The organism is Allobosea sp. RCC_152_1, assembly GCF_041360765.1.
Classification (GTDB): Bacteria; Pseudomonadota; Alphaproteobacteria; order Rhizobiales; family Beijerinckiaceae; genus Allobosea; species Allobosea spartocytisi.
Genome location: NZ_JBFUPU010000014.1, coordinates 1 through 22,858 on the forward strand (window position 1 = coordinate 1; position 22,858 = coordinate 22,858).

General features: G+C 62.2%; 25 protein-coding genes and 7 pseudogenes. 14 read left to right on the forward strand and 18 right to left on the reverse strand.

What is annotated here, in order from left to right:
• Both AB6806_RS27845 and AB6806_RS27850 read right to left on the reverse strand, forming a co-directional pair.
• Positions 1–257 (reverse strand): annotated as a pseudogene (locus AB6806_RS27845) (transposase); the annotation flags it as partial.
• Positions 257–394: pseudogene (locus AB6806_RS27850) on the reverse strand (IS110 family transposase); the annotation flags it as partial. The pseudogenes AB6806_RS27845 and AB6806_RS27850, both read right to left, overlap by 1 nt.
• A gap of 382 nt (positions 395–776) precedes the next feature.
• Between AB6806_RS27850 and AB6806_RS27855 the strand changes: the two are divergent.
• The 3 genes from AB6806_RS27855 (at position 777) to AB6806_RS27865 (ending at position 2,208) form a co-directional block, all read left to right on the forward strand.
• Entirely contained in the window at positions 777–1,307 is a 531-nt protein-coding gene (locus AB6806_RS27855) for a DUF4142 domain-containing protein (RefSeq protein ID WP_370956219.1), read from the forward strand.
• 109 nt (positions 1,308–1,416) lie between these two features.
• Entirely contained in the window at positions 1,417–1,557 is a 141-nt protein-coding gene (locus AB6806_RS27860; RefSeq protein WP_370956220.1) for a hypothetical protein, read from the forward strand.
• 54 nt (positions 1,558–1,611) lie between these two features.
• Positions 1,612–2,208: a peptidase S14 gene (locus tag AB6806_RS27865; RefSeq protein WP_370956221.1), complete on the forward strand. Its 597-nt coding sequence runs from the start codon at positions 1,612–1,614 to the stop codon at positions 2,206–2,208.
• Between the two features lie 174 nt (positions 2,209–2,382).
• On the opposite strand, the pseudogene AB6806_RS27870 reads toward AB6806_RS27865, so the two are convergent.
• From AB6806_RS27870 to AB6806_RS27885, 4 genes and pseudogenes are all read right to left on the reverse strand, one after another.
• Positions 2,383–2,486 (reverse strand): annotated as a pseudogene (locus AB6806_RS27870) (IS630 family transposase); the annotation flags it as partial.
• Between the two features lie 333 nt (positions 2,487–2,819).
• Positions 2,820–3,224 carry a response regulator transcription factor gene (locus AB6806_RS27875; protein WP_370956338.1) on the reverse strand — a complete coding sequence of 135 codons (405 nt, stop codon included), beginning with the start codon at positions 3,222–3,224 and terminating at the stop codon, positions 2,820–2,822.
• Positions 3,225–3,344: 120 nt separating this feature from the next.
• Positions 3,345–4,001 (reverse strand): response regulator transcription factor, encoded by a 657-nt coding sequence (locus tag AB6806_RS27880; RefSeq protein ID WP_370956222.1) that lies wholly within the window; start codon positions 3,999–4,001, stop codon positions 3,345–3,347.
• Positions 3,998–5,878 carry a PAS domain-containing sensor histidine kinase gene (locus AB6806_RS27885; RefSeq protein WP_370956223.1) on the reverse strand — a complete coding sequence of 627 codons (1,881 nt, stop codon included), beginning with the start codon at positions 5,876–5,878 and terminating at the stop codon, positions 3,998–4,000. The genes AB6806_RS27880 and AB6806_RS27885 overlap by 4 nt, the downstream gene beginning before the upstream one ends.
• Positions 5,879–6,362: 484 nt before the next feature.
• On the opposite strand from AB6806_RS27885, the gene AB6806_RS27890 reads away from it, so the two are divergent.
• The 5 genes from AB6806_RS27890 to poxB all read left to right on the forward strand — a co-directional run bounded on the left by AB6806_RS27890 (position 6,363) and on the right by poxB (position 11,124).
• On the forward strand, positions 6,363–6,881 hold the full coding sequence (locus tag AB6806_RS27890; protein WP_370956224.1) for a Dps family protein: 519 nt from the start codon (positions 6,363–6,365) through the stop codon (positions 6,879–6,881).
• A gap of 51 nt (positions 6,882–6,932) precedes the next feature.
• Positions 6,933–7,442, forward strand: coding sequence for a redoxin domain-containing protein (locus tag AB6806_RS27895; protein WP_370956225.1), 510 nt, complete (start codon positions 6,933–6,935; stop codon positions 7,440–7,442).
• Positions 7,439–7,990 (forward strand): DsbA family protein, encoded by a 552-nt coding sequence (locus AB6806_RS27900; RefSeq protein ID WP_370956226.1) that lies wholly within the window; start codon positions 7,439–7,441, stop codon positions 7,988–7,990. Before AB6806_RS27895 ends, AB6806_RS27900 begins: the two co-directional genes overlap by 4 nt.
• Positions 7,991–8,114: 124 nt before the next feature.
• Entirely contained in the window at positions 8,115–9,230 is a 1,116-nt protein-coding gene (locus AB6806_RS27905) for an FAD binding domain-containing protein (RefSeq protein WP_370956227.1), read from the forward strand.
• Between the two features lie 157 nt (positions 9,231–9,387).
• Entirely contained in the window at positions 9,388–11,124 is a 1,737-nt protein-coding gene (poxB, locus tag AB6806_RS27910; protein WP_370956228.1) for a ubiquinone-dependent pyruvate dehydrogenase, read from the forward strand.
• A gap of 204 nt (positions 11,125–11,328) precedes the next feature.
• Here poxB and AB6806_RS27915 read toward each other — a convergent pair whose 3' ends face one another.
• The 3 genes from AB6806_RS27915 to AB6806_RS27925 all read right to left on the reverse strand — a co-directional run bounded on the left by AB6806_RS27915 (position 11,329) and on the right by AB6806_RS27925 (position 12,968).
• Positions 11,329–11,769 carry a type II toxin-antitoxin system VapC family toxin gene (locus AB6806_RS27915; protein ID WP_370956229.1) on the reverse strand — a complete coding sequence of 147 codons (441 nt, stop codon included), beginning with the start codon at positions 11,767–11,769 and terminating at the stop codon, positions 11,329–11,331.
• Positions 11,769–12,008: a FitA-like ribbon-helix-helix domain-containing protein gene (locus AB6806_RS27920; protein WP_370956230.1), complete on the reverse strand. Its 240-nt coding sequence runs from the start codon at positions 12,006–12,008 to the stop codon at positions 11,769–11,771. Before AB6806_RS27920 ends, AB6806_RS27915 begins: the two co-directional genes overlap by 1 nt.
• A 117-nt stretch (positions 12,009–12,125) precedes the next feature.
• On the reverse strand, positions 12,126–12,968 hold the full coding sequence (locus tag AB6806_RS27925) for an alpha/beta fold hydrolase (RefSeq protein WP_370956231.1): 843 nt from the start codon (positions 12,966–12,968) through the stop codon (positions 12,126–12,128).
• Between the two features lie 1,087 nt (positions 12,969–14,055).
• On the opposite strand from AB6806_RS27925, the gene AB6806_RS27930 reads away from it, so the two are divergent.
• Positions 14,056–14,421, forward strand: coding sequence for a VOC family protein (locus AB6806_RS27930; RefSeq protein WP_370956232.1), 366 nt, complete (start codon positions 14,056–14,058; stop codon positions 14,419–14,421).
• Complete coding sequence (locus tag AB6806_RS27935) at positions 14,393–14,695, forward strand: TetR-like C-terminal domain-containing protein (RefSeq protein ID WP_370956233.1); 303 nt, start codon at positions 14,393–14,395, stop codon at positions 14,693–14,695. The genes AB6806_RS27930 and AB6806_RS27935 overlap by 29 nt, the downstream gene beginning before the upstream one ends.
• A gap of 181 nt (positions 14,696–14,876) precedes the next feature.
• Here the strand turns inward: AB6806_RS27935 and AB6806_RS27940 are convergent, their stop codons facing one another.
• The 4 genes and pseudogenes from AB6806_RS27940 to AB6806_RS27955 form a co-directional block, all read right to left on the reverse strand.
• Entirely contained in the window at positions 14,877–14,969 is a 93-nt protein-coding gene (locus tag AB6806_RS27940; RefSeq protein WP_370956234.1) for an ABC transporter ATP-binding protein, read from the reverse strand.
• The gene (locus tag AB6806_RS27945; RefSeq protein WP_370956235.1) at positions 14,966–15,262 is read right to left on the reverse strand and encodes an ATP-binding cassette domain-containing protein; all 297 of its coding nucleotides are present in this window, start codon (positions 15,260–15,262) and stop codon (positions 14,966–14,968) included. Before AB6806_RS27945 ends, AB6806_RS27940 begins: the two co-directional genes overlap by 4 nt.
• Before the next feature lie 110 nt (positions 15,263–15,372).
• Positions 15,373–15,612 (reverse strand): annotated as a pseudogene (locus AB6806_RS27950) (ATP-binding cassette domain-containing protein); the annotation flags it as partial.
• A gap of 178 nt (positions 15,613–15,790) precedes the next feature.
• Complete coding sequence (locus AB6806_RS27955; RefSeq protein WP_370956236.1) at positions 15,791–16,123, reverse strand: hypothetical protein; 333 nt, start codon at positions 16,121–16,123, stop codon at positions 15,791–15,793.
• A gap of 246 nt (positions 16,124–16,369) precedes the next feature.
• On the opposite strand from AB6806_RS27955, the gene AB6806_RS27960 reads away from it, so the two are divergent.
• Complete coding sequence (locus AB6806_RS27960; protein ID WP_370956237.1) at positions 16,370–16,696, forward strand: DUF6894 family protein; 327 nt, start codon at positions 16,370–16,372, stop codon at positions 16,694–16,696.
• Here AB6806_RS27960 and AB6806_RS27965 read toward each other — a convergent pair.
• From AB6806_RS27965 to AB6806_RS27980, 4 genes are all read right to left on the reverse strand, one after another.
• Positions 16,632–17,396 (reverse strand): Crp/Fnr family transcriptional regulator, encoded by a 765-nt coding sequence (locus AB6806_RS27965; RefSeq protein WP_370956238.1) that lies wholly within the window; start codon positions 17,394–17,396, stop codon positions 16,632–16,634. The two genes, AB6806_RS27960 and AB6806_RS27965, sit on opposite strands and share 65 nt — an antisense overlap.
• A 343-nt stretch (positions 17,397–17,739) precedes the next feature.
• Positions 17,740–17,934: a hypothetical protein gene (locus tag AB6806_RS27970; protein WP_370956239.1), complete on the reverse strand. Its 195-nt coding sequence runs from the start codon at positions 17,932–17,934 to the stop codon at positions 17,740–17,742.
• A 251-nt stretch (positions 17,935–18,185) separates the two neighbouring features.
• On the reverse strand, positions 18,186–18,698 hold the full coding sequence (locus tag AB6806_RS27975) for a DUF4142 domain-containing protein (protein WP_370956240.1): 513 nt from the start codon (positions 18,696–18,698) through the stop codon (positions 18,186–18,188).
• Positions 18,699–18,768: 70 nt separating this feature from the next.
• Positions 18,769–19,068 (reverse strand): con-10 family general stress protein, encoded by a 300-nt coding sequence (locus tag AB6806_RS27980; protein ID WP_370956339.1) that lies wholly within the window; start codon positions 19,066–19,068, stop codon positions 18,769–18,771.
• Positions 19,069–19,798: 730 nt separating this feature from the next.
• On the opposite strand from AB6806_RS27980, the gene AB6806_RS27985 reads away from it, so the two are divergent.
• Together AB6806_RS27985 and AB6806_RS27990 are read left to right on the forward strand one after the other, a co-directional pair.
• Positions 19,799–19,975 carry a DUF3606 domain-containing protein gene (locus AB6806_RS27985; RefSeq protein ID WP_370956241.1) on the forward strand — a complete coding sequence of 59 codons (177 nt, stop codon included), beginning with the start codon at positions 19,799–19,801 and terminating at the stop codon, positions 19,973–19,975.
• A 191-nt stretch (positions 19,976–20,166) separates the two neighbouring features.
• Positions 20,167–20,758: pseudogene (locus AB6806_RS27990) on the forward strand (transposase family protein); the annotation flags it as partial.
• A gap of 240 nt (positions 20,759–20,998) precedes the next feature.
• Here the strand turns inward: AB6806_RS27990 and AB6806_RS27995 are convergent.
• Positions 20,999–22,262 (reverse strand): annotated as a pseudogene (locus AB6806_RS27995) (IS110 family RNA-guided transposase); the annotation flags it as partial.
• A gap of 230 nt (positions 22,263–22,492) precedes the next feature.
• Here AB6806_RS27995 and AB6806_RS28000 point away from each other — a divergent pair.
• A pseudogene (locus AB6806_RS28000) lies at positions 22,493–22,808 on the forward strand (integrase core domain-containing protein); the annotation flags it as partial.
• Between the last annotated feature and the right edge of the window lie 50 nt (positions 22,809–22,858).

Consider the following 22,858-nt stretch of genomic DNA (forward strand, 5'->3'; position numbering starts at 1 on the left):
AGCCTGCCCGGAAAGCCACCCTCCCGTCACCCAGCGACCAGGAGGAGGCCGGAGCCCCAACAACCCGATCTTTTTTTAGGATGTCGCGCTCCTCGGTGACCCGTGCCAGCTCCGCCTTCAGGCGGCGAACCTCCGCAGCCTCGTCAACACCAGCCGGGGCCGATGGCTTCGAGAACTTCCGCTTCCAGGCGTAGCGAGTGCTGGCTAACGCCGAGCCGCTTGGACACCTCTGCAACCGGGTAGCCCCGCTCCGTGATCTGCGCGACCGCGTCACGCTTGAAATCACTTCGCCGACGAAGCGCACCTCGCCTCCGCGCTCACCATCGGCTACGGCGATGGCGTTCCGCATCTTCGCAACATCGATCCCGACAAAAATCTCGCTACAATGGCCCACGGCTCGTCCTCCTGCGATGAGGATCGGCTCGGCCACTCCGAGCAACCCTCGAAGGCGCAGTGCAGGGCGAGCCACCCCGGCTCAGCGGACATACGGTCTTACTGAGAATCGGACACCCTCATCGGTGATCTCAGCACCAAAAGGCATTTTGTGGCGGCTCATTCCGGCTCCTGTTCAATGTCAGCTCAATTGAACAATGAAGAACAGAAAGTTCGGTTGCATAGCGCTTGGGCTAGACACCGGGTGCACCCGCCAACCTGGCGCCACAGGGCGCAGCCTCTTCTACATCTTTGGCGATCCAAACCGATGCATCAGCGAAGGAACTACGACACCGCGATCTGGTTGCGGCTCAGGGATAAGCCCAACCACAGAGGGTCACTCCATGATTAAAACCATATTTGTCGTGGCCGCGCTCGGGGCCACCTTGGGCGGGTGCATACCTGTTTCATCTCCGGTCGCGACTGTCGCGGCATCCGCTGCCACGACCAGCGGCGCGTTTGCGCCGATGGCCGTGTCCTCCAACCTTCTTGAGATCGAAACCAGCCGCCTTGCCCTGCGACGGTCGCGCGACCCCCAGGTGAAGCGCGTCGCTGACCGCATGATCCGCGACCATACGGCAGCATCGCGGCGCATGGCGACAGTCATGCGGTCTTCGGGCATGCAGCCGCCGCCGGCGGTGTTGAGCAGTCGTCACCAGGCTATGGTGGCTCAGCTTGCCGCTACGCCGGCCAACGAATTCGACGCCGCCTATCTGGCCGTTCAGGCGCAGGCGCACGACGAGGCGATCACGCTGTTCCAGATTTATGCGCGAAGCGGGGACGATTCCAGGCTTGTCTCTTTCGCGCGCGAGACTCTTCCCAAGCTCGAGAGGCACGCGGAGCACGTTCAGGCCGCAGCGCAGTCAGGGAACTGACCCGCGGCCGAGGCTGCGGAGCTTTGTACGGTGAATCGGCGCTGGAGCTACCGGCAAGGGCGACGGCACAGGCGCCATGAGTACACGAACCGAGGAGGTCAGAGAAAACATGGTCCTGACAAATCGCGATAAGGCGCAGCAGTCGGGCGTACGGGGACTGGACGGCAAGTTCATCCAGATCGAGCAGGCCTTCGACAGTGCAGCCAACCGAAGATCCGCTGATTCCTCCGCTACGGATGACGCCAGCTGAGCGCTGGAGTCGCCGGGAGTGGCTCTCCAAAGTGGATGAAGGGAAGAAAATCCAGTGGCGGATGACCAGCAACATCATCCCAGACCAATCCAGGCATTGGCGCCATCGCAGTTTGCAAACCCAGCTATTCTGCTCGCCGGGCCGGTCGACTTTGCGATGTATGATAACTTTCGCAGGATGCTCGCGGCTGCGCCGGCCGAGGGAATCGTTGTTGTCGAACTCAGCACCCTTGGCGGCGATCCGGAGGTCGCGCGTATGATGGGCGAGGACATCGCGTTTCATAGCAAGCAGGAGCCGGGACGCCATTTTGCCTTCCTGGGCAAGGCCGCCATATATTCCGCAGGCGCCACCTTCATGGGCTTCTTTCAGCGCGATAACCGCTATCTCACGCGCGGCGCCCGGCTGATGATTCACGAACGCAAGATGAGCACTCAGTTGACCATAGAAGGCCCTCTGACAACTTGCGTTGCATCGCTCAAAGCCAAGCTAAATGAAATTGAACATTCGATCCGTATACAGAACGAAGACTTTGAGAGCCTAATCCGCGGGTCCTCGGTATCAATGGAAGAGGTTCTTCGGAAGGCACCAGAAAACTGGTACATTGAAGCTGCGGATGCCAAAAAGCTCGGCCTGATCAGAGACGTGATTTGAACCAGGGCGTTGAGCGTGGCCGGCAGTGCACAGTGTTCGAGACGAGCGGTGCGACCAGCCGCCAATCGTGAGTGCAGGAACGGCATTGTCTATGCCACCTCTGGCAGCCTCCTCGCGCCCGCGCCAGCGCCTCCGGTGGAGACGCCAGGAGCGCCAGAGAGGGGGCGTCCACACATGGCCATGGGGAGCATAGGCCGGAAGGTGCTGTACGTTGGGTACCAGCCGCGCGGCGGTGCCATGTTGGTTTTGATCCAGGTCTCGTCGACGAAGACGAGGCGAGTGGACCGACGCTGGTGTGCCTCAGCGCTCCCGCTTGCGAATTTTTCATGGCCCCATTGAACAGGGCGTGGGGCACGCGCGGCCATCTGCCATGCCGATAATGGCCCCGTACTATCGCCACTTGGCAAGCGCGGGCCTTATCATCTCGGAAGCGACCGGCATCAGCCGCCAAGGCCTGGGCTGGCCTTACGCAACCGGCATCTGAAGGACGCGCAGGCGATGATTGGCCGCACGGCACGAAAGCTGTCCGTGAGGCGGGTGGGCGCATTCTTTGCGCTTGTCAGCTCTGGCATACGGGCGGGGTTCTCCGCCCAGCCGATGGGTTACCTATTTCACTGCCCTTCAGGCTGGGAGGTGTCGGTTGCGCAGCGATGCTCCACCGCAGCTGCCAGATAATGGGCGATCGTATCGCCGTCTGCGGGCTTGTCGAGGTAGGCGCAGGCGCCTGCGGCCATGACACGGCTCCGCGTGGCCTCCGTCGGAAAGGCGGTGATGAAGATGATCGGAAACACGCGGCCCGCAGCGAGTAGCTCGGCCTGGAGCTGGTCTCCCGTCATCTGCGGCATCTGGATGTCGGATATCATGCAGTCCGGGTCACCGATCTCCTGATCGTTCAGGAACTCGGGCGCCGAGCCATAGCTGCGGGTGTCGTAGCCCAGTGAGCGCACGAGACTGGTCAGCGAGGTTCGCACGCCGTCATCGTCGTCAACGATCGCAATTATTGGAGAACGGGCCATCGGCAAGAATCCTTCGCGCCGTGTGTCGCACGAATGGGAACGTCCGATGCGCGGCTGTGATCCTATATGGCCCCCTGCCGACGCTGTGGAAATCATACACTGGTTTGGAGGCGGCACCCGTCAGGGTCGGGAAATGCCCAGAGCCTCCGCCTTGCGCACAAGGTCGGCGAGCGAACGCACGCCCATCTTCCGCATGACGTTGCCGCGATGGATCTTCACCGTGATCTCGCTCAGGCCGATCAGGCCGGCGACCTGCTTGTTCATCAGCCCTGACACGACATGAGCCAAGACCTCGCGCTCCCGCGGCGTCAGGGTCTCGTATTCGGCGCGTAGATCGTTCTTCGCGCCGGCCTCCGTTCGCCTCTGCTTGTCGCGCTCGATCGCCGCGGTCACCGCGTCGAGCATGTCCTGGTCCCGGAACGGCTTGGACAGGAAATCGACGGCGCCGGCCTTCATCGCCCGCACCGTCATGGGGATATCGCCATGACCTGTCATGAAGACGATCGGCAGATCGATGCCCTGCCTGGTGAGCTGGTCCTGGAAATCCAGCCCGCTGATACCCGGCAGGCGCACATCGAGAATGATGCAGCCCGGCAGGTCCGGAAGCGAACCCTGGAGAAGTTCAGCCGGTGACCCGAAAAGCCGTGTCTGGAGGCCGATGGACCTGAACAGGCTGTCAAGGGATTCGCGCACGGCGAGGTCGTCATCGACAACAATGACCAGAGGCTCGCTTGGCGTGATGGCGGCGGCGGCCCTCGCCGATGTCTGCCTAATCATGGTGTCGTGCCGTCCTGCCATACCGGGAGCATGATCTGGAACGTCGCGCCCCCACCCAGTGCGCTCTCGGCCCAGAGCCTGCCACCATGAGCTTCCGTCGTCGTCCGGCAGATCGCAAGCCCCATGCCCATCCCCTGCTGCTTGGTCGTGAAGAAGGGATCGAACAGGCGAGCCAAATCGCCTTCGGCGATGCCGGGCCCGGAATCGGTGATCGTCACCGCGAGGCTGTCGGGCGCCGAGCGTGCGGCGACGATCGAAAGCAACCGCTGCCCGGCTTGGTCCGCCATCGCCTGGCCGGCATTGACCATGAGATTGACCAGCACCTGCTGGAGTTGAATCCGGTCGCCCATGACCGCCGGCAGTCCGGGCTCGATCTCGATGCGCAATTCGACGCGCTCGCGTGCCAGTTCGCGCTGCACGAGCTGGCTTGCCTCCTCAATAATCGCAGCGACGCTGAGCTCGCTCTGCTGTGCCGGCGCCTTCTTGAGAAACGCGCGGATTCGCTTGACGATCTCGCTCGCCCTGCGTCCTTCCGAGATGATGCGTCTGATCGCGGTCTCGACCTCGTGCAGATCCGGTGTTTCGCGGCTCAGCCAGCGCATTCCGGCCTCGCCGCTGGTCACAACTGCCATCAGCGGCTGGTTGACTTCATGGGCGATCGAGGCCGTGAGTTCGCCGAGCGTCGCGACCCGTGCGGCATGGGCGAGCTCGGCCTGGGCCGCGAGCACGGCATCTTGTGCCTGCTTTCGTTCGGTGTTGTCGATGACGAAGACAAGTACATTGCCGTCGCCGTCATCGACCCCGGGAAAGGTGATCGCAAAGAGCACTGGGACGCGGCGCCCGTCGATGCCGACGAGTTCGGTCTCGCCCTCGTGGAAGGCATCGCCCCGGGCGAATGCCACCAGCGCCGCGGCGAAAGTCCTGTCGGTTTCACACAGGATGTCTCCGACCGATTCAAGAAAGCGGGATGAACTTCCGGCCGCAACCATCGAAAGAAATGCGGGGTTCACATCGATGATCTTGGTCAGCTTGCGCGCCCGTTCGATGAAGTCCGGATGGCTCGCGAGATGCGCGCCCAGCGCCGTGGCGTCCGAAAGACCAAGCGCAGTCAGTTCGGCCCTGATGCCGCTCCAGTCCTCCTGGACGACGCCGATCCGGCTGGCGTCGAACATCCGGCGGTAGCGCCGCTCGCTCTGGACGAGGGCGGCATGGGCTGCCTGGCGATCGGTGACGTCGGTATGCGTTTCGAGCACGCCCATGGGACGGCCGAGCTGGTCGCGCTGCACGGCCCAGCGGCTCTCGACGATCAGGGTGTCGCCGACTTTGGTCCGCTGTTCCAAGGTCCCATCCCAGCGCCCCGTATCGAGCAGGGCCGCCTCGATCGTCTCGCGCCGTTCGGAATAGCGTGTCTCGAGCAGTTCATCCGCCACCCGGCCGACCGCCTCGCGAGACCGCCAGCCATAAACCTCCTCGGCCGCGCTGTTCCAGAAGGTGATCACGCCGAACTGGTCCCTCACGAAGATCATGTCGTGCGAGAGGTTCAGCAGCCTGGCCTGCGCGGAGAGCGTATCCGTCGCGCGCTGGTTTTGGAGCGCGAGAGCGGCGGTGATGCCGATCGCCGATAGGCTGACGAGCGCGCGCAGGGTCGGCGAGCCGGCATGAGTCAATCCGTGGCTGTCGATATACGCCGCGACGGTGAGCACGAGGCTGCCGACCGCGGCCACGAAAATGTCACCACGTCGCGATGTCCGCGCGGCGAGCAGGACCACGACGACATACAGCACGGCCACCGCGCCTTCGAGCGGGGTCAGCGTGTCGATCAGGAAAATCCCGAGCGCAAGCAACGCGGCTGCGACGCGGAACGCAGTGCGCGTCATGCGTGATCCCGCTGCCACGGCCGCCTTGTCTGAATCGCGCTGCGGCGAACGAGGCGACCGCGGATCGACGAGCGCGAGAGACGACATGAACAGGGTCGGCCTTGGGGCGTGGGGGCTCTACGACCTGGCATGTAGGTCATCGTACCCACTCGGGCTTGAACATTCGCGTGATCCTTGGTCGGAATTCGTCGTCCTCGGCTCGGACGTTCTGACCGATCCGGACGGGTTAGGACATCATACAGGGGTTTAGCCTGTCTCGCGGCAGCCTCCAGCAGGCATTGCGACATACGCCTGCGTGCCGACCTCTCGGGCACCGGGACTAAACCGACGTATGAGGCGGCGAAACGATCGTCCGATACAGACCGGCCATGCACCCCCCTATTCTCAGCTTCATCGGGCTGACAGCCCGTCCTCCGGCGCTCCCGTCGGCGGTCCGCAACGGTCGCGGCCTGCATCCAGGCCAGCCAGGTTCAGGAGATCTCCCATGACCGATCTTTCCCTTCAGCTTCGCAGAACCGCTGCCCTGCGCACCCCGACCGATCTCGGTGCGCAGGCGACGACGGATATCGCGGCTTCGCTGACCGGGCTGCTCGCCGACATGTTCGCGCTCTACCTGAAGACCAAGAACTTCCACTGGCACCTCTCGGGGCCGAATTTCCGCGACTACCACCTGATGCTCGACGAACAGGGCGACCAGATCTTCGCCACGACGGACGCGATCGCCGAACGGGCCCGTAAGGTCGGCGGCGCAACCCTGCGTTCGATCGGCCACATCAACCGCATCCAGCGCCTGCTCGACAACGATGCCGATTATGTCACGCCGCAGGACATGCTCGCCGAACTCGCCGACGACAACCGCCGGCTGACGGGCTTCCTGCGTGCGACCCATGGCGTCTGCGAGAGCCATAATGACGTCGCCTCGACAAGCCTGATCGAAGTCTGGATCGACGAGGCCGAACGTCGCAGCTGGTTTCTCTACGAAATCACGCGCCCGGCGCGCTGAGCGCGAACCGTCCCACTCTCAGTTCCGTTCGCTCGCTCGAGAAGGCTTGCCATGTCTCAGTCGTACCCCGCAACGGCGCTTCCCCCCGGAAGCGTCGCGCCGGCCTTCAATCTGCCAGTGACGCCGGACCAGAAGGTCTCGCTCGACGATTTGCGTGGCAAACCTGCGATCCTCGCCTTCTATCCGGCCGACTGGAGCCCGGTCTGCGGCGACCAGATGGCCCTGTACAACGAGATTCTCACCGAATTTCACCGTGCAGGAGCCCAACTCGTCGGTATCTCCGTCGACGGCGTCTGGTGTCATGCAGCCTTTGCCGAACAGCGCAAGCTGCACTTCCCCCTGCTCGCCGACTTCGAGCCCAAGGGCGCCGTGGCGCGCAGCTACGGCGTCTACCGCGACGGGGAGGGGACGACCGAGCGGGCGCTGTTCGTCATCGACGCGGATGGGGTCATCGCCTGGAGCTTCGTCTCGCCGCTGGGCATCAATCCCGGTGCCGACGGCATTATCGAGGCGCTGGACAAGCTCGCCTCACCGTCATCTTTCCAAGGAGTTCAGCCATGAGCCGTCTCTCCATTCCCGTCGGCCCGCAGGATCACGCGCAAGGCCCCGCCGATGCTCCGGTGACTCTGGTCGAGTACGGCGACTACGAATGCCCTTATTGCGGCGAGGCCTACCCGGTCATGAAGGCCGTCCAGCAGACCATGGGCAACCAGATGCGCTTCGTCTTCCGCAATTTCCCCATCGCCGAACTTCATCCCCATGCCGTTCGCGCGGCCGAGTTCGCCGAGGCCGCCGCGAGCTTGGGTACGTTCTGGCAGGCACACGACATGCTTTACGAGAATCAGACCGCGCTGAGCACTGATGATCTCTTTGCCTATGGGGTGCGCCTGGGCCTCGATGCCGCTGCGGTTGCAGAAGGGTTCGACGGCCGTTTCGATCAGAGGATCAAAGGCGACTTCGCGGGCGGCGTCCGCAGCGGCGTGAATGGCACGCCGACGCTCTTCATCAACGGCCAACGCTATGATGGCGAACGCGATGTCGAGAGCCTTGTCGAAGCTTTGAGCCGGGCAGCGACCATCGGTATGCGATCCGTGGCGCCTTCCCGATAAGCCCAGTGGTCACAACGTCACCGTGGGTCAGCCGGCGGCGGCAACTGAACCGCTGCCGGCCTGCATGATGCGCGCCTCGGGCGTGTGACTGAAGGCGACTTCAACCTGATGGGAAGAACTGGTCGTGAAACCGCTTCGGATCAGAATTGTCGGCGGTTCGCTCGCTGGCCTTTTCGCTGGCGTCCTGTTCCAGCGCGGCGGGCATGACGTCCGCATCTACGAGCGTTCCCGCCATGGACTGGGTGGGCGAGGGGCCGGTCTGGTCGCGCAGCAGGAGGTCTTCCAAATGCTGCGGCTGATCGGATGCGAGCATGTCGCCAGCATCGGCGTCGTCGCCAGGGAGCGCATCTATCTGGAACGCAATGGCGTCGTCGCCCAGACTCTTGCAACGCCGCAGACGCAGGTATCGTGGGATGTGCTCTACGAAGCGGTCGCGTCCCATATAGCCTCGGGCCACTACGTGCTCAGCCGTACGGTTGAACGGGTCAGCGACGGTCCCAATGGCGCGACGATCCGGTTCTCGGATGGAACCTCAGAGGAGGCGGATCTGGTCATCGGGGCCGACGGGGTCGGCTCCGTGGTGCGCAGGGCGGTTAATCCCGACAATTATACCAACAGTTTTGCCGGCTATGCGGCTTGGCGCGGCCTGATTCCCGAGACCGCGCTTCCCGAAGGGGCAGGGCTCCTGTTGGAGCGCTTCGCCTTCTATGTGGCGCAAGGTGTCCATGTCCTGGGCTATCTCGTTCCCGGGCCCAGGGGCGAAATGGCCAAAGGCGAGCGCCGGTACAACTGGGTTTGGTATCGAAAGGTGCCAGCTGGCGAACTCGCCGGACTCTTCACCGATCGCAGCGGCAAGAGATTTGAGTTTTCCTTGCCGCGGGGCGGCCTTTCCGACGATCGACGAGACGGATTGCGGCGTGACGCCTTCGACGTTCTACCCCCGCAATTCGCGCTCGCTGTGGCTGCCGAGGACGCACCGTCGATTCAGGGCATTTTCGACTATGAAGCTCCGCGCATGGTTGGTGGTTCCATCGCGCTGATCGGCGATGCAGCTTTCGTCGTCAGGCCTCACACCGCCATGGGGGTATCGAAGGCAGCAGGCGACGTCCTGGCCCTGCAACGCCATATTGCGGCCGGAAGCGAACTGCGACCTGCGCTGGCGCATTATGAAAGCGAGCGCCGCCCGATCGGCGAAGAGATTGCCGCTTATGGACGCAGGCTCGGCGCTTCGGCCTTGTGACGGTTCGCGACGCCGACTGCGTCCCTTGATCATGAGGAGGCCAACGGCCCTCGGTCTTGGTGTGCCCGAGTCAGCTTGCTACGAAATTCGCAAGCAGGTCTTCTGCTGGAATACCGTGCTTAGCTCCGTCACGCCGGAACCAACGATGCGAGGTACAATGTCGAAACGCAACGTCGCGGATATGATCGTCGAAACACTTGATCAGGCGGGAGTCGAGCGCATCTATGGTGTCGTCGGTGACAGCCTGAACGGCCTGACCGAGGCGTTGCGCCAGACCGGCAACATCGAATGGATCCATGTCCGGCACGAGGAGGTCGCCGCTTTCGCGGCCGCCGGCGAAGCTCAGATCACCGGCAAACTTGCCGTCTGCGCGGGGTCCTGCGGGCCCGGCAATCTGCACCTGATCAATGGACTCTTCGACGCCCAGCGCAGCCGCACGCCGGTGCTTGCCATCGCCGCGCAGATTCCATCGGCGGAGATTGGCGGCGGCTATTTCCAGGAAACGCATCCGCAGAACCTGTTTCGCGAATGCAGCGTCTATTGCGAACTGGTCTCCGACCCCAGCCAGATGCCGTATGTGCTGGAAAACGCGATCCGCGCCGCGGTCGGCGAGCGTGGCGTCGCCGTCATCGTGATCCCGGGCGACGTGGCATTGAAGCCGGCCCCCAAGCGCGACGTCTCGCCCATCGCAGGCCTGTTGCCGCCAGTGCCGGTCATGACACCGGCCGATGCGCAGGTCACGGCGCTGGCTGGCCTGCTCGATCGCGCGCAGCGTGTGACGCTGTTCTGCGGTCGCGGCTGCGCTGGCGCGCATCCGCAATTGATGCAACTCGCCGAGACGCTGAAGGCTCCGATCGTGCATGCGCTCGGCGGCAAGGAATATGTCGAATACGACAATCCTTATGATGTCGGGATGACCGGCTTCATCGGCTTTGCCTCCGGCTATGAGGCGATGCGTGCCTGCGATCTGTTGCTGATGCTGGGCACCGATTTTCCCTACAAGCAGTTCCTGCCGAGCGGCATCACGATCGCGCAGGTCGACATCCGCGCATCTCAGCTCGGGCGGCGCTGCAAGCTCGATCTCGGCGTCGTCGGCGATGTCGGGGCGACGATCGAGGCCCTGCTGCCGCGCCTCTCGGTGAAGCAGGACCGCAAGCATCTCGACGACAGTCTCGACCGCTACCGGCACTCCCGCGAAGGGCTCGACGCGCTGGCGCGCGGCACGCCTGGCCGCAAGCCGATCCATCCGCAATATCTGGCGAAGCTCGTCAGCGACCTCGCGGCGGAGGATGCAGCCTTCACCTTCGATGTCGGCACGCCGACGATCTGGGCGGCCCGTTATCTCGCGATGAACGGCAAGCGCCGGATGGTCGGCTCGCTCGTGCACGGCTCGATGGCCAACGCCATGCCCCACGCCATCGGCATTCAGGCGGCGCAGCCTGGGCGCCAGGTGATCTCGCTCTCCGGCGACGGTGGCTTCACCATGCTGATGGGCGATTTGATCACGCTCAAGCAGCAGAAGCTGCCGGTCAAGATCGTGATCTTCAACAACGGCGTACTCGGCTTCGTCGCGCTGGAGATGAAAGCCGCCGGCTTCCTCGAACTCGGCACCAGTCTCGAAAATCCAGATTTTGCCGCGATGGCGCGCGCCATGGGCATCCATGGCGTCAGGGTCGAGGATCCCGGCGATCTGCCCGGTGCGGTCGCAGAGGTCCTCGGCCATGATGGGCCAGCCGTCCTCGACGTGGTGACCGCCACCCAGGAGCTCTCCATGCCGCCGACCATCGAGGTGGAACAGGCCAAGGGCTTTGGGCTGTGGATGTTGCGCGCCGTGATGAGCGGCCGGGGCGACGAGGTGATAGATCTCGCGAAGCAGAACCTGCTGCCGCGCTGACGCTCCACCCGCTGGTCTTTCATCAAACCGAAGCAGCGCTGGGCCCGGCGCGGGCTTTCGCCGTCGGCGCTGCCCGCAAAACATGAAAAAGGGAGGGCGGAGATCATCCGCCCTCCCTCGATTTTTGGGCTATCCGGATTTGAGCGTGGATCTAGTCAAGCCGAGCGGGATTCAGTCCCGTCGACTGCTGTTTCAAGCCCCCTCCTAATGCCTGCCGTTCGAGATATCTGCCAGCGACAGGCAAGAACTGGCGAGTTCACTTGAGCCTCGCTGAGCAATGATGCGCAGCAATCGAGTATCCGCTGTCACGAACCTCGCCTCCGTTTCGACCGCGGCTGCCAAATAGGTGCAATCATATGCGGGATGCGAGAGCTCGATCGCAAGGCTCGTTGACCGTTCCAGCAATCCCGCCATCGAGAGAAATGCGACACCCGAGCGTTCGAGCAGCCTTGCTGCCAAGATGGCTTCTTCGCGAGTGAGTTCACCTCGTTGCGTCTTCTTCCAAAGGATATTAGCGCATTCCGGGATGAGAAGCTCAGGGGACGCAAACCGGAATTGCGAACGCAGATCGACAGCGACCTGGGAGCCTTCTTCTGCCACGACCCATTTTATCGCGACGCTAGCATCAACGACCACCCTCTCCATCAACGCTCGTCTCGCCCTTGTCGAAGGAGCTCCTCGGAGGGCGTCTGCTTACGCGACGCAGTCAGCCTCCTTAAATCAGCTGCCAAGCTATCAAAGTCAGCCTCCGTTTCGTTCTGCAAAGCCTGGCGCAGAATCTCTCGATGCTCAGCTTCCGCAGAGCGACCGTGGCGGGCGGCGCGCATTTTCAGTTTCACGATCAGGTCGTCGTCCAAGTTCCGCACATGCAGATTTCCAGCCATTCACATGCCTCCAATGATATCATTGAGAGCAAAGATAGCGCTCGTGGCAAGGCTGCGCAAGGGCTCGCTGTTCCACACTCAAATCCGAATAGCCGATTTTTGTGACCGGGACGTGGATCAGCCCTTCACGAAGGCAAGCAGATCCTGGTTGATCACATCGGCATGGGTGGTCAGCATGCCGTGCGGATAGCCCGGATAGAGCTTCAACGTGCCGTTCTTCAGGAGCTTGACCGAGAGCACACCGGCATCCTGATACGGCACGATCTGATCGTCCTCGCCATGGAGCACCAGCGTCGGCACGGTGATCGCCTTCAGATCCTGCGTCTGGTCGGTCTCCGAGAAGGTCTTGATGCCCGCATAATGGGCCTGGGCGCCGCCCATCATGCCCTGCCGCCACCAGTTCTGGACGACGCCCTGAGACACCGTCGCGCCCTCGCGGTTGAAGCCATAGAACGGGCCGCTCGGCAGATCGAGGAAGAACTGCGCGCGGTTGGCGGCGAGCGCCTTGCGCAGCCCGTCGAAAACCTCGATCGGCAGGCCGCCGGGATTGCTCGCGGTCTTGAGCATCAGCGGGGGCACGGCACTGACCAGCACCGCCTTGGCGACGCGGCCCTGGGGCTGGCCGAATTTCGCGACATAGCGGGCGACTTCGCCACCGCCGGTGGAATGGCCGATATGGACGCTGTTCTTCAGATCGAGATGCTCGACGACGGCCGAAGCATCGGCGGCGTAGTGGTCCATGTCGTTACCGGTGTCGACCTGGGAAGAACGGCCATGGCCGCGCCGGTCATGGGCCACCACGCGATGGCCGTGGCTGAGGAAGAACAGCATCTGTGCGTCCCAGTCGTCGGAAGACAGCGGCCAGCCATGATGGAACATGATCGGCTGGGCACTCTTGGGACCCCAGTCCTTGTAGAAGATCTCGACGCCGTCCTTGGTGGTGATGAAACCGCTGCTCATTCTCGTCTCTCCTCTTGAAAGCTGATGGGGTGGTTGGCGTTGGGCAAACGCGTCCGTGGGAAGCCACGTCGTCGCAGTGACGCCGGCAGCTCCGGCAATGATGTCGCGCCGCGTAACGTTCGTGCTTGGATCCGACATGACTGGCCTACCGGATCCCGCTCATGACCGGCCGCTGCCCGGCCACACCGCAGCCCGCGGGCTGAATCGATTTGTCGCGCCATTCCGGTCAAATATCGCGCGGCCCTTCGTCGTCTTGATCATGCTCATGTTCGTCTCCAGAGCGGGTTGACGAAGGGAAGGCTAGGGCCGCGGCTTGCGGCGGAGAATCCTACGCTCGGTTCATGGGGTCATACGAAGGTGTTGTGGTCACGGGCGCGGCAAAGCGGATTCGGATGCGTGCCGGTGCTCGAGCGCAGCCGCGACCCTGATTCTGAGACGGTGGCGCTCAGGTGCAAATTCTCGCGACTTTGTCCAAGACAGGCAGGGTGATCCGGTCGTCTGCTGGGGATCGACTGGGAGATTGTGATGTCACATGCAGGTATTGCCGGAGCCGACCTGAGCAATCCGTCTTTTCTCGGCTGAGTTGGATGCATCGGCATGCCTGGGCGTGGTCTCCACCACATAACCGCCGTCTCGACCGACATTTCGCGCAACATGGCATTCTACACGGCGTGTTGGGCTTGCGGCTGGTGAAGCGGACCGTGGCTCATGAGGATCCCGGCGCACATCACGTCTTCTATGGGGGACGGCTCGGCGTTCCCGGCACATTGCCGTCGTTCTTCTCGTGGTCCGGGGCTTCAGCCGGCACGCGCGGTGCAGGAGAAGCCGAGCAGATCGACTTCGCCGTTGGGCCGGATTCGCTCCCGTGGTGGGAGCGGCGGCTGACCGACGCGGCCCTCGGCTTCAGACGGGAGCCCTCGGCCTTCGGAGAGGAACACCCTCATTCTGACGGACCCGGACGGGACACCTCTCTCGCTCGTCGCCTCCTCCATGCCGGATGCGATGCAGTCGCATCATTCCGTCATTCCCGTGGCGAACCGCATCCGCGGTGTCGGAGGGCTGACGCTATGTCAGGCGCGCATCAGAGATGGCTGCCATTCTGGTCGATGTGCTTGGCTTTTCCGAAGTCGCGCGAGCGAGCGGCCAGGTCGCGCTTGCGGCTCACGAAGGTTCCGGAGGCCGCATCTGTCTGCACGAATCCGGAGCCCCGACGCGCGGCCGCGTCGGGGCGGGCACCATCCACCATGTCGCTTTCCGGGCTCGTGACGCCCGCGATCAGGCGGATATGGCCGAGCGGCTTCGCTCGGATTACGACATCGCCGTCAGCGTGAGCAAAGACCGGTCCTATTACCAGTCGATCCATTTCCGGGGACCGGACGGCATCCTCGTCGAGATTGCCACTGACGGGCCAGGATTCCTCATCGATGAAGAGGTCGAGGCGCTCGGCCGCTAGAACTTGGTGGGACGGCTTTGTGGCGCCGCGCAGGGCCTCAACGGCGCGCTCCCTCACTCGGGCCAAGGCTCGCGGCGAAATCAACGGCGAGGTCGATGCTGAGTGGATTTGCGACCTCCTCACAGGCCCTCTGATCTGCCGCGCCTTTCTCGGCGGTTATCGCGGACTGCCCGACGAACTTGCTGAGGAAACGACACGCTTCGTCATGAGCAGCCTGGCCACTGCTGACAGTAACAGCCTGGCTGAACCATTGCGTCCGGGGACGCAAAACTAGTCTGCCTGCGCTGATCGACGTTCAAATGCGGTCCCGGCCAGAGTGGAGGCGAGATGATCTCCGCGATCGGAAGTTTCTGGCGTTGAGGGTATTTCCTTTGCCGATCATTGACGCCGGTCTTCTGTCGCCAGGTACCACCGTTGCGGCTTAGGGCGTTTCTGGCCGATGACAGGACAGGTCGCTAAAGCTTAGGCACCGCTTCGAGCAGGCGGCGCGTATAGTCGTGTTTCGGAGCATCGAACACCTCCTCGGCCGCGCCTGTTTCGACGATCACGCCGTCCTCACCACGGCGATGCGATCGCTCATGTGCCCGATCACGCCGAGGTCGTGGGAGATGAAGAGCATCGCCAGCCCGAGCCGGTTCTGGAGCGCTATCAGCAGGTCGAGCACCTGCGCCTGCGTGGTGACATCGAGCGCGGAGACGGGCTCGTCGCAGATCAGGAGATCGGGCTCGCTGGCGAGCACCTGGGCGATCCAGGCGCGCTGTCTTTGGCCGCCCGACAGGGCGATCGGCCTTCGGTCGAGGATATCCGGTGGCAGATTGACGAGCCGGACCAACTCCTGCACACGCGCCGACCGCTCGGCTTTGCCGAGAGCGGGTGTGCAGGAGCAAAGGCTGCGACGGCATAGCGCGGGTCGAAGGAGTTCAGCGGGTCCTGAACGATCGTCTGGATGTGCCGGCGCAGTGGCCGGCGCTCGCGTTCCAGGAGCTGGCTCCAAGCGTGGCCACGGAAGAGGACGTCGCCTGCGTCGGGCTTTCGCAGCGCGAGCGCGACCTTGCCGATCGTGGTCTTGCCTGAGCTCGATTCCCCGACGATGCCAAGGGTCTCGCCGGGGAAGACGGTCAGCGAGACGCCGTTCGCGGCATGGGTCACGCTGCGATCCGGGCGGACGAAACGCACCGCGATGTCGCGCACGCCAGGATCGGCTCCGCTCGCTCGCTCGGGCGGCGGAGGTCGCCGGCCGCGCCCCTTGTGTCGAGCCGGCCTGGTGGTGCGTCAAACCCCGCGCGACCGCCGCCAGCACCCGAACCCCAAGATCGACAGACAGAGCTTTCGACATCCCGCCGGCCTCCGATCCGGCAGGCAGCCTGAATCACCTCACCGCTGATTTGGGAATCCCAAATGATTCAATCAGCTCGAAATTCGCTCTAGCATTCGCGTCCTCTGCTTCCGGAGGCGAAGCAAATTGAACGACGCGGCCGATTACTGCCAAATGCCGATCGCTGCTATGCATAACGGCTATCGTTACATTGGTGCCGTCGTCGCAGCCAACGGTCAAACGGTCCAAGAGCACGCCGGGGTCCAGGCCGGATGTGTCAAACACCAGGTAGCCCACGCGAGTATCATCGTGAGTGCCCCCAAACTGATATTCGACGGGTATTCTGCGTTGATCCCGCAGGACGAGAACGCCCTTCCCTTTGATCATAACACTCTCCCGCTGTATGGCTTTGGATGCCGTGAGCGGTCGTTTCCACACGATGATGGATACAACTGCGGATGAACTTTGCTCTCCTCTCAAGCCGCCGTCCGCCACAAATGTTAAAGTTGGAGATTCCAAGCTAACGGCGCGCTGCCAGACGAGACCGCTTGCTTTGCAACATTTGATATAGCGAGCCGCCGAACCGCGTGGTAATTATCGAGCACTTGGATTAACGCCGGGCATTGAACCCTGATGCCGCGCTATTTCGTCGACAGCTCAGACGGGCATTCTGCCTATGTTGACCGCGATGGCTTCATCGCGCGTGACAACGTAGCGGCTCGCAAGACGGCCTTGGCCGGCCTTCCGGACATGGCGCGCGACGCGGTGCCAGATGGGGATAGCCAACGTTTCGTGATCCGCCTCAGGGATAGCCAGGGCGCCGTGCTTTATAGCGCGTCGCTCATCCTGACCGGATCCTGGACCAACAACGAAACAGATCCGGTGTCGGCCGACTTTAAAGGGCACGATCGGCCCGGTTCCCGCGAGCGACCTGATCGAGGTGAAGATAAAGCTCGCTGAAGCCCGCAACGCTCCGGAGCCGCTCCCAATCGGGAATGCTCACGAACCTCTTCTTCCGTTCAATGAGGTTCATTTCCGCGAGCTTTTTGAGAACCCGATTGACGTGTACGAGAGACATGCCCGTTGCATCAGCGAGTTGCTCTTGCGTCATGGGCAAATCATAGCCCCGGGTGGTAGCGAGGCCCGCCACCTCTAGCCGGCGCCCAAATTCACAGAGTAGGTGCGCAACACGCTGGAATCCTTCTCGCTTCCCAACGTTCACGACCCATTCGCGGTAGATCGAAGCGTCGATCAGGGTATCGACCCACAATGCCATCCCCACCTTCGCGTGAGATGCGATGAGGTCGCGCATAGCGCTCCGCGGAATGAAAGCAATCTCGCAGCGCGTTAGCGTTTGAACATTGTGGTCGGCGATATTCAGCAGTGAGCCTTCAAGATCAAGAAAATCGCCATCGAGGTGGAAGCTAATAATCTGCCGTTCCCCCGCCTCGGTAGCTTTATGGCGAAGCGCAAAGCCCCTCAAGAGGACGCATGAATGATCCGGTCGGTCGCCTTCTCGCACCAGATAGATATTCGGCTCGATTGTCTGAATGCGGGACGGCAGTGCTAACACCGCTTTTCGGTCCCGCTCTTCGAGAGGAGCCCGCAACTCCAGTTTGCGCAATAATGCTGCAAAAATACCGTACTGAGAATCAGACATTATGCCACCGCGCCGTTCGAGGGGCGGGAGCGCTTGATATCTCTCAGCCACTGGAGCCCAAAATAGCCGACCAGCGATCGACGTACTTTAACAGATGATGCTCTCGACGTCCGATCAAATGACTTGTTGAAAATTGGGCTTTCGCTCGCCGAGGGCGCTGGCTAGGCGGTTCAGACTTCGCGCCATGAGCGCGCGAGATGGCATATTTGTGAAACGATGAAACGGGATGATGATGCCGGCGCTATGCGCTGGCGCGAGAGCAAAAAAGACCCGGCACAGCGCAAGCGGGGCGGGTCACCTCGCTTCCGACGCAAGCTGACCCTCAGGCGAGCCGCATCGAGAGTTACCCTGACTTGAGGCCGGCTTTTTTCGCCTTCGCTTCCGCCGCGGCTTCAGATTGGGCGATTTCCGTCAACTGGGCGGAAGTGTGCTTCTCGGCAAGTTCTCGCGCTTTGCCGCCGAGTGCCACTCCTTTTTGCCGCCCGGGCAGCGCGGCTGCGGCCTCCAGGCTCAGGAAACGGGACGTGACCGAAGTCAAGTTGTCTCCTGTGAAGATTTTGGAAAAGCCTCATTCCAAAGCAATGCGCCGGGCGGCGTCGGCATCGTCACCCGCTGTCGTCAATTCGAGGACAATCGGGCCATTCTGCTTTCTCGCGTCATGCAACGATCGAGAAAGAAGCTAACCGTTGCATAATCGATAAACCATGAAGTTATGCGTTGGGCTGGCAAAAATGGATAAATCGATCATCTATTTACTCACGTCGCTTTCCAACAAGCGCTCGGTGCTTTTCAACCGAGCTGGCGTTGTAGCAGATCAAGGTTGGCTAGGTGCTCCTTGATCTGGCCGCGTGCCAATGCCGCGATGGATCGATGCAGCGCATCCTTGCCATTGGCGAGATAAGCCTCCTGAATTTGCAAGAGCTTCTGGTGACCATCGACCTGCACCTTCACATAGGCAGCGTCGAATGATTTACCGGAACCCACTCCTGAGAGCGCCTCAAGCACGGCCTTTCCCTGATCATCGGGGCTGGCGGCTGCTGGATCGAGCCGAGACGCGGCCTTGACGACCGACCCCACAGTTTCTTGCTCAGCCGCCTCAAACTCAGCGAAGCGCTTCACGCCAGCATCGGACGCTTTCTTCATCGCGACGCGACTTGTCTCCAGGGCCAGCGCTCCTGCCCTGAGCGTATCAGCGGCATGCTTCGCCTCGGCCGACGGCTTACTCTGACTGGACTGCGCAAATGCACCGGTGGGCATAATTGAGGAGGCTAGAGCCAGCTTCACAACAGTTCTACGGTCCATTTCAAGTTCCTCCAACTATTGCGTGAACAACAGAAGCTGCCCCGGCGGTGCCGGGGGCAGCTCTGCAGTATTAGCTCTTTCCGCCCTTGCGGCCGGCTTCAGAGGCACGGTCACGGTCGTTGGCGAAGTTACCCGTCCCACCACGCTCGTTTCCGCTGCTCTGCTGGTCGCGGTCGCTACCGCTGGCCTGCTGCTGGCGATTACCGCCGCCGCTGTTCTCGCCGCCCTTACGGCCGGCCTCGGACGCGAGTTCGTGGTCCTGCGAGAAACTGCGCTTCTCCGCCGGAACGCTCTGGCCTCCCTGGGAGGCGATATCGCGCTGCTTGTCGTCGTCCATGGACGCAAAGCCTCGGCCTGACTGATTAGCCATTTTGCATTCTCCAGTTGGATTTTCGAAAGCGTGGATATGAGTCATCCACTGTGCGACCAACCGAATGCGCGCCACACAGTTCCTGAAAAACTGCCGGTTTAACATAAAGCACAAATCACTTTATGGGGTTGAAAAATATGCCTTATTTTAACAAATCCACTGCCAAGCTTCATGGCGGAATTGCATTCAATGCAAGCCCGAACATCGAACGGTCTATTAGTCGCGACAGAAAATGCAGTGGGTCAGGCCAAGCTAATGGTGACGCTGCGCTAGACTTGGGGCGCCCCGCAGACACTCCCAAGGAACCCAAGCTCATCCACCTTGTTCTTGATGTCGAGATATGGCGGTCGAAGCATTGGCTTTAATTGCAACCCGTCTTTATTCCTCAGATTTCGCACGACGCTTTGTTGCCCTTGCTTCGGCGGCGGCCTCTGAGGTCGACATTTCCCGCAGTTCTTCGGTCGTGTGACGCTCTGCCAGCCGCGCAGCTTCAGGGCCGAGCGAAACACCCTGCTCGTGCCCAGCAAGTGCAGCCGCAGCCACCCGTTCTTTAATTCCTGGTCCCTTAGCCATCGCTTCCTCCACGAATGCTGCGAGTCTTCCTGACTCCTGGAGAACTAAACCAGTCGGCGGGGAGGTTGTTCCTGGCGGGTACGGTCCCGTGCATTCTACATAGACCCCGCGTGGAACCACCAGGCTCCGAGTCGATTATCGTCGTCAGGAGGCTACAATGGCAGACGACAAGGACAATCGCGGCTCGCAGGACCGCTCGCGCATTAGTCTCAGCGAGGACTATGAGGTGCGCTATTGGACCGACAAGTTCGTGGTTTCAAAAGCGCAGCTTGAAGGGGCCGTTCGCGCTCCTCCGCCGATGCTGTGGAAGCCGAGCTTCGGCGCAAAGCGCTAGGCAGCGGCGACAAAGGCCAGCCCTTGTGAGCGCAGTGCGAATCGAGAGTTTCGAAGACCTTCGGCACTCAGACGTTTCGAGGAGCTTTTTGGTTCGCTAGACGGCTCAAAAGAAGCGCAGGAATTCCAGGAGTTGATGTTTGATCCCGGGCTTTGATGGGCATCCTTATCTTCCGAATCAAAGGATGCGCTATGGGCCAGGTTCTGCATGGGAGCGCCACAACGACAGAGGCGGTCCGTCGAGCGATACAGCATAGTCAAGAGAGCCTGAGGGCGCTGGCCAAGCGCTACGGGATCAACCAGAAGACGGTCGCGAAGTGGAAGCGGCGCGCTTCGGTCGCCGATCTGCCGACTGGTCCGAAGGAACCGAGATCGACGGTGCTCTCGATTGAGGAGGAGGCGATCATTGTCGCTTTCCGCCGCTAAACGCTGCTGCCGCTCGACGACTGCCTCTATGCGCTTCAGACGACCATCCCGCACCTGACGCGGTCTTCATTGCATCGCTGCCTGCAACGCCATGGCATCGGCCGGCTGCCGGATGTCGAGGGCGACAAACCGGCGAAGAGGAAATTCAAGAGCTACCCGATCGGCTACTTCCACATCGACATTGCCGAGGTCAGAACCGAGCAGGGCAAGCTGCACATGTTCGTCGCCATCGACCGCACCTCGAAGTTCGCCTTCGTCGAGTTGCACGAGAAGGCTCCCACCGCCGTATCGAGAGACTTTCTAACTGCGGCAGATCGCGGCTGTCCCCTACAAGATCCACACCGTGCTTACCGACAACGTCCTATGTCGGGAAGCAGCTTTGGGCTTTGGCCAACAGGTCTCATCGCGCCGGCAGGCTACCGACGTCGGCAGTAAGCTGATCCAGATGGTTTCCACCGTCAACGGGATCGCTCCCAGCAAACACAGGATCCAGCGGCATTGACGCGGCCGTGGTCCTCACCGTCCTCAAGACGAGATACGCACCCAGGTGGAAGGCCCGAACATTATCTACAGGGTCGCCTCTGGCGCCCTCACGGCACTTGCAGAGAGGGGTCCTTCCACCTGGCATCCGACCGCTCCAGGAACGGCCGGTATTCTGTCCCCGTCTTGACGATGGCATGCGCCACCCGCGCCATCTTGGCGGTGAGCGCGGTCATCGCCTTGCGACGGCGATCGGCATCGTCCGCGTGGCCGGCAACATAGCGGCCGAGCTTGTCGCGGAAGCTGTTGTCACATTGGCGTGCGGCGACCTGCGCCGCTATCCAGAACGTTCGGCGCAGTCGCGCATTGCCGTACTTCGACAGCTTGGTCCGACCGCGGAAGGTGCCGGATTGGCAGGTCGCGAGGTCGAGGCCGCAGAACTTCAGGAACTGGCGGTGATGGCCGAACCGCCGCAGGTCTCCGGCTTCGGCCAGGATTGTCAGAGCGTTGATTGGTCCGATTCCCGGGATCCGCCGCAGCAACTGGTAGTCGGGATGATTGGCCAACGTGACCTGCGCGATCTCCTCAATCCGGTTGCGCTCCCGGATCAGACCCTGCGCCTGGGCGATGATCATCCGGAACATCGTGATCGCCGCACTCTCCTCCGGCACGGGCAACGCGATCGATGAGCAAGCCGTCTCGTAGATATCGTTGATCAGCCGAGCCTTGGAGACTTTGCGGCCGACCAGAGGCCAGGCCTCGGCCACGAACGCTTTCCGCTCCAGTGCCGTGATGCTGCCGGGCGTCGGGAAGCGCTCGATCAATGCCAGCAACCAATCGGAGCGGCTGTTGCCGGCGAAGCGGCCGATCTCCGGGAAGTACAGCGGGAGATAATGCGTCAGGATACGGTGCCAGGTCTGCGTCTTGGCCTTCGAGATCGTCTCGTGTGTCTTCGATAACTCCTGGAGATCGTTGATGCCGGCGGCCAGCGGATCGACATAGGCTTGTGTGGCGCCGATCCGCAGCATGTGCAGGATGACCTGGGCATCCTTGGGATCGTTCTTGTCCCAGCCGTTGTGCAGCGCCTCCCGGGTTCGGGCCAGCGGGACCGAGGAGATCAGCCGCAGCTCGAAGCCTGCCGTCAGAAGCCGGTAAGCGAGCGTGCGATGGTAGTGGCCGGTCGCCTCGAAGCCGACGAGGATCGGGCGTCCGAGCGCGGCAAGGTCCGCAGCCAGGCGGTCATAGTCCGACTTGGTCGCCATCACGGTCATCCGCCGGCGTCGACCGCCCTCAGGTCGTTCGATCAGGACTTCCTGATGGTGCTTGGACATGTCGATCGCTACCAGCACGGCGCCGGTCGGAGTAGAAAAGCGCTTGGTCATGGTCGGCCTCGCTCCAAAGTGTTGTCTCGACAACTTCACTTTAGAGACCTGCTGGCTGGCCATGACCGCCGTGACGGCGCGCTGCGCTACGCAAGGCTCCGCGCGCCGTCAGCCAACGGTTGAGCCTCTTCCCAATGTGCTATGGAATCCAGTTCACCACCCCCGGCGCCGGTGGCTCGGCGGTGCCGCTGATCAAGGAGGCAATCGCCAATGGCGAGATCTTCCGCGCTCACGCCTTCGAATACGCCTGCGCCAGGAACGACATCGAGCACCGCACGACCAAGGCCAGGCATCCGTGGACCAACGGCCAGGTCGAGAAGAATGAACCGGACTATCAAGGACGCCACCGTCAAGCGCTTCTACTACGAGAGCCACGACCAACTCCGCACCCATCTCGCCGACTTCGTTGCCGCCTACAACTTCGCCCGCAGGCTCAAGACCCTCAAGGGTCTCACACCCTACGAGTTCATCTGCAAGGCGTGGGCGTCACAACCGGAACGCTTCAAAACCAATCCGCTCCAGCAAGTGCCGGGACCAAACATCTAGGAGTGCTGCGCTGGGAAGCCGGCCCTGCAGATGGTCCAGTCACCGTGACC

Bases quoted from the DNA above. Each gene is read 5' to 3' on its own strand.
- AB6806_RS27855 (WP_370956219.1), top strand. From the start codon at position 777: ATGATTAAAACCATATTTGTCGTGGCCGCGCTCGGGGCCACCTTGGGC.
- AB6806_RS27860 (WP_370956220.1), top strand. From the start codon at position 1,417: ATGGTCCTGACAAATCGCGATAAGGCGCAGCAGTCGGGCGTACGGGGA.
- AB6806_RS27875 (WP_370956338.1), bottom strand. From the start codon at position 3,224: ATGGCCCGTTCTCCAATAATTGCGATCGTTGACGACGATGACGGCGTG.
- AB6806_RS27880 (WP_370956222.1), bottom strand. From the start codon at position 4,001: ATGATTAGGCAGACATCGGCGAGGGCCGCCGCCGCCATCACGCCAAGC.
- AB6806_RS27885 (WP_370956223.1), bottom strand. From the start codon at position 5,878: ATGACGCGCACTGCGTTCCGCGTCGCAGCCGCGTTGCTTGCGCTCGGG.
- AB6806_RS27890 (WP_370956224.1), top strand. From the start codon at position 6,363: ATGACCGATCTTTCCCTTCAGCTTCGCAGAACCGCTGCCCTGCGCACC.
- AB6806_RS27895 (WP_370956225.1), top strand. From the start codon at position 6,933: ATGTCTCAGTCGTACCCCGCAACGGCGCTTCCCCCCGGAAGCGTCGCG.
- AB6806_RS27900 (WP_370956226.1), top strand. From the start codon at position 7,439: ATGAGCCGTCTCTCCATTCCCGTCGGCCCGCAGGATCACGCGCAAGGC.
- poxB (WP_370956228.1), top strand. From the start codon at position 9,388: ATGTCGAAACGCAACGTCGCGGATATGATCGTCGAAACACTTGATCAG.
- AB6806_RS27915 (WP_370956229.1), bottom strand. From the start codon at position 11,769: ATGGAGAGGGTGGTCGTTGATGCTAGCGTCGCGATAAAATGGGTCGTG.
- AB6806_RS27920 (WP_370956230.1), bottom strand. From the start codon at position 12,008: ATGGCTGGAAATCTGCATGTGCGGAACTTGGACGACGACCTGATCGTG.
- AB6806_RS27925 (WP_370956231.1), bottom strand. From the start codon at position 12,968: ATGAGCAGCGGTTTCATCACCACCAAGGACGGCGTCGAGATCTTCTAC.
- AB6806_RS27930 (WP_370956232.1), top strand. From the start codon at position 14,056: ATGGCTGCCATTCTGGTCGATGTGCTTGGCTTTTCCGAAGTCGCGCGA.
- AB6806_RS27935 (WP_370956233.1), top strand. From the start codon at position 14,393: ATGAAGAGGTCGAGGCGCTCGGCCGCTAGAACTTGGTGGGACGGCTTT.
- AB6806_RS27955 (WP_370956236.1), bottom strand. From the start codon at position 16,123: ATGATCAAAGGGAAGGGCGTTCTCGTCCTGCGGGATCAACGCAGAATA.
- AB6806_RS27960 (WP_370956237.1), top strand. From the start codon at position 16,370: ATGCCGCGCTATTTCGTCGACAGCTCAGACGGGCATTCTGCCTATGTT.
- AB6806_RS27965 (WP_370956238.1), bottom strand. From the start codon at position 17,396: ATGTCTGATTCTCAGTACGGTATTTTTGCAGCATTATTGCGCAAACTG.
- AB6806_RS27975 (WP_370956240.1), bottom strand. From the start codon at position 18,698: ATGGACCGTAGAACTGTTGTGAAGCTGGCTCTAGCCTCCTCAATTATG.
- AB6806_RS27980 (WP_370956339.1), bottom strand. From the start codon at position 19,068: ATGGCTAATCAGTCAGGCCGAGGCTTTGCGTCCATGGACGACGACAAG.
- AB6806_RS27985 (WP_370956241.1), top strand. From the start codon at position 19,799: ATGGCAGACGACAAGGACAATCGCGGCTCGCAGGACCGCTCGCGCATT.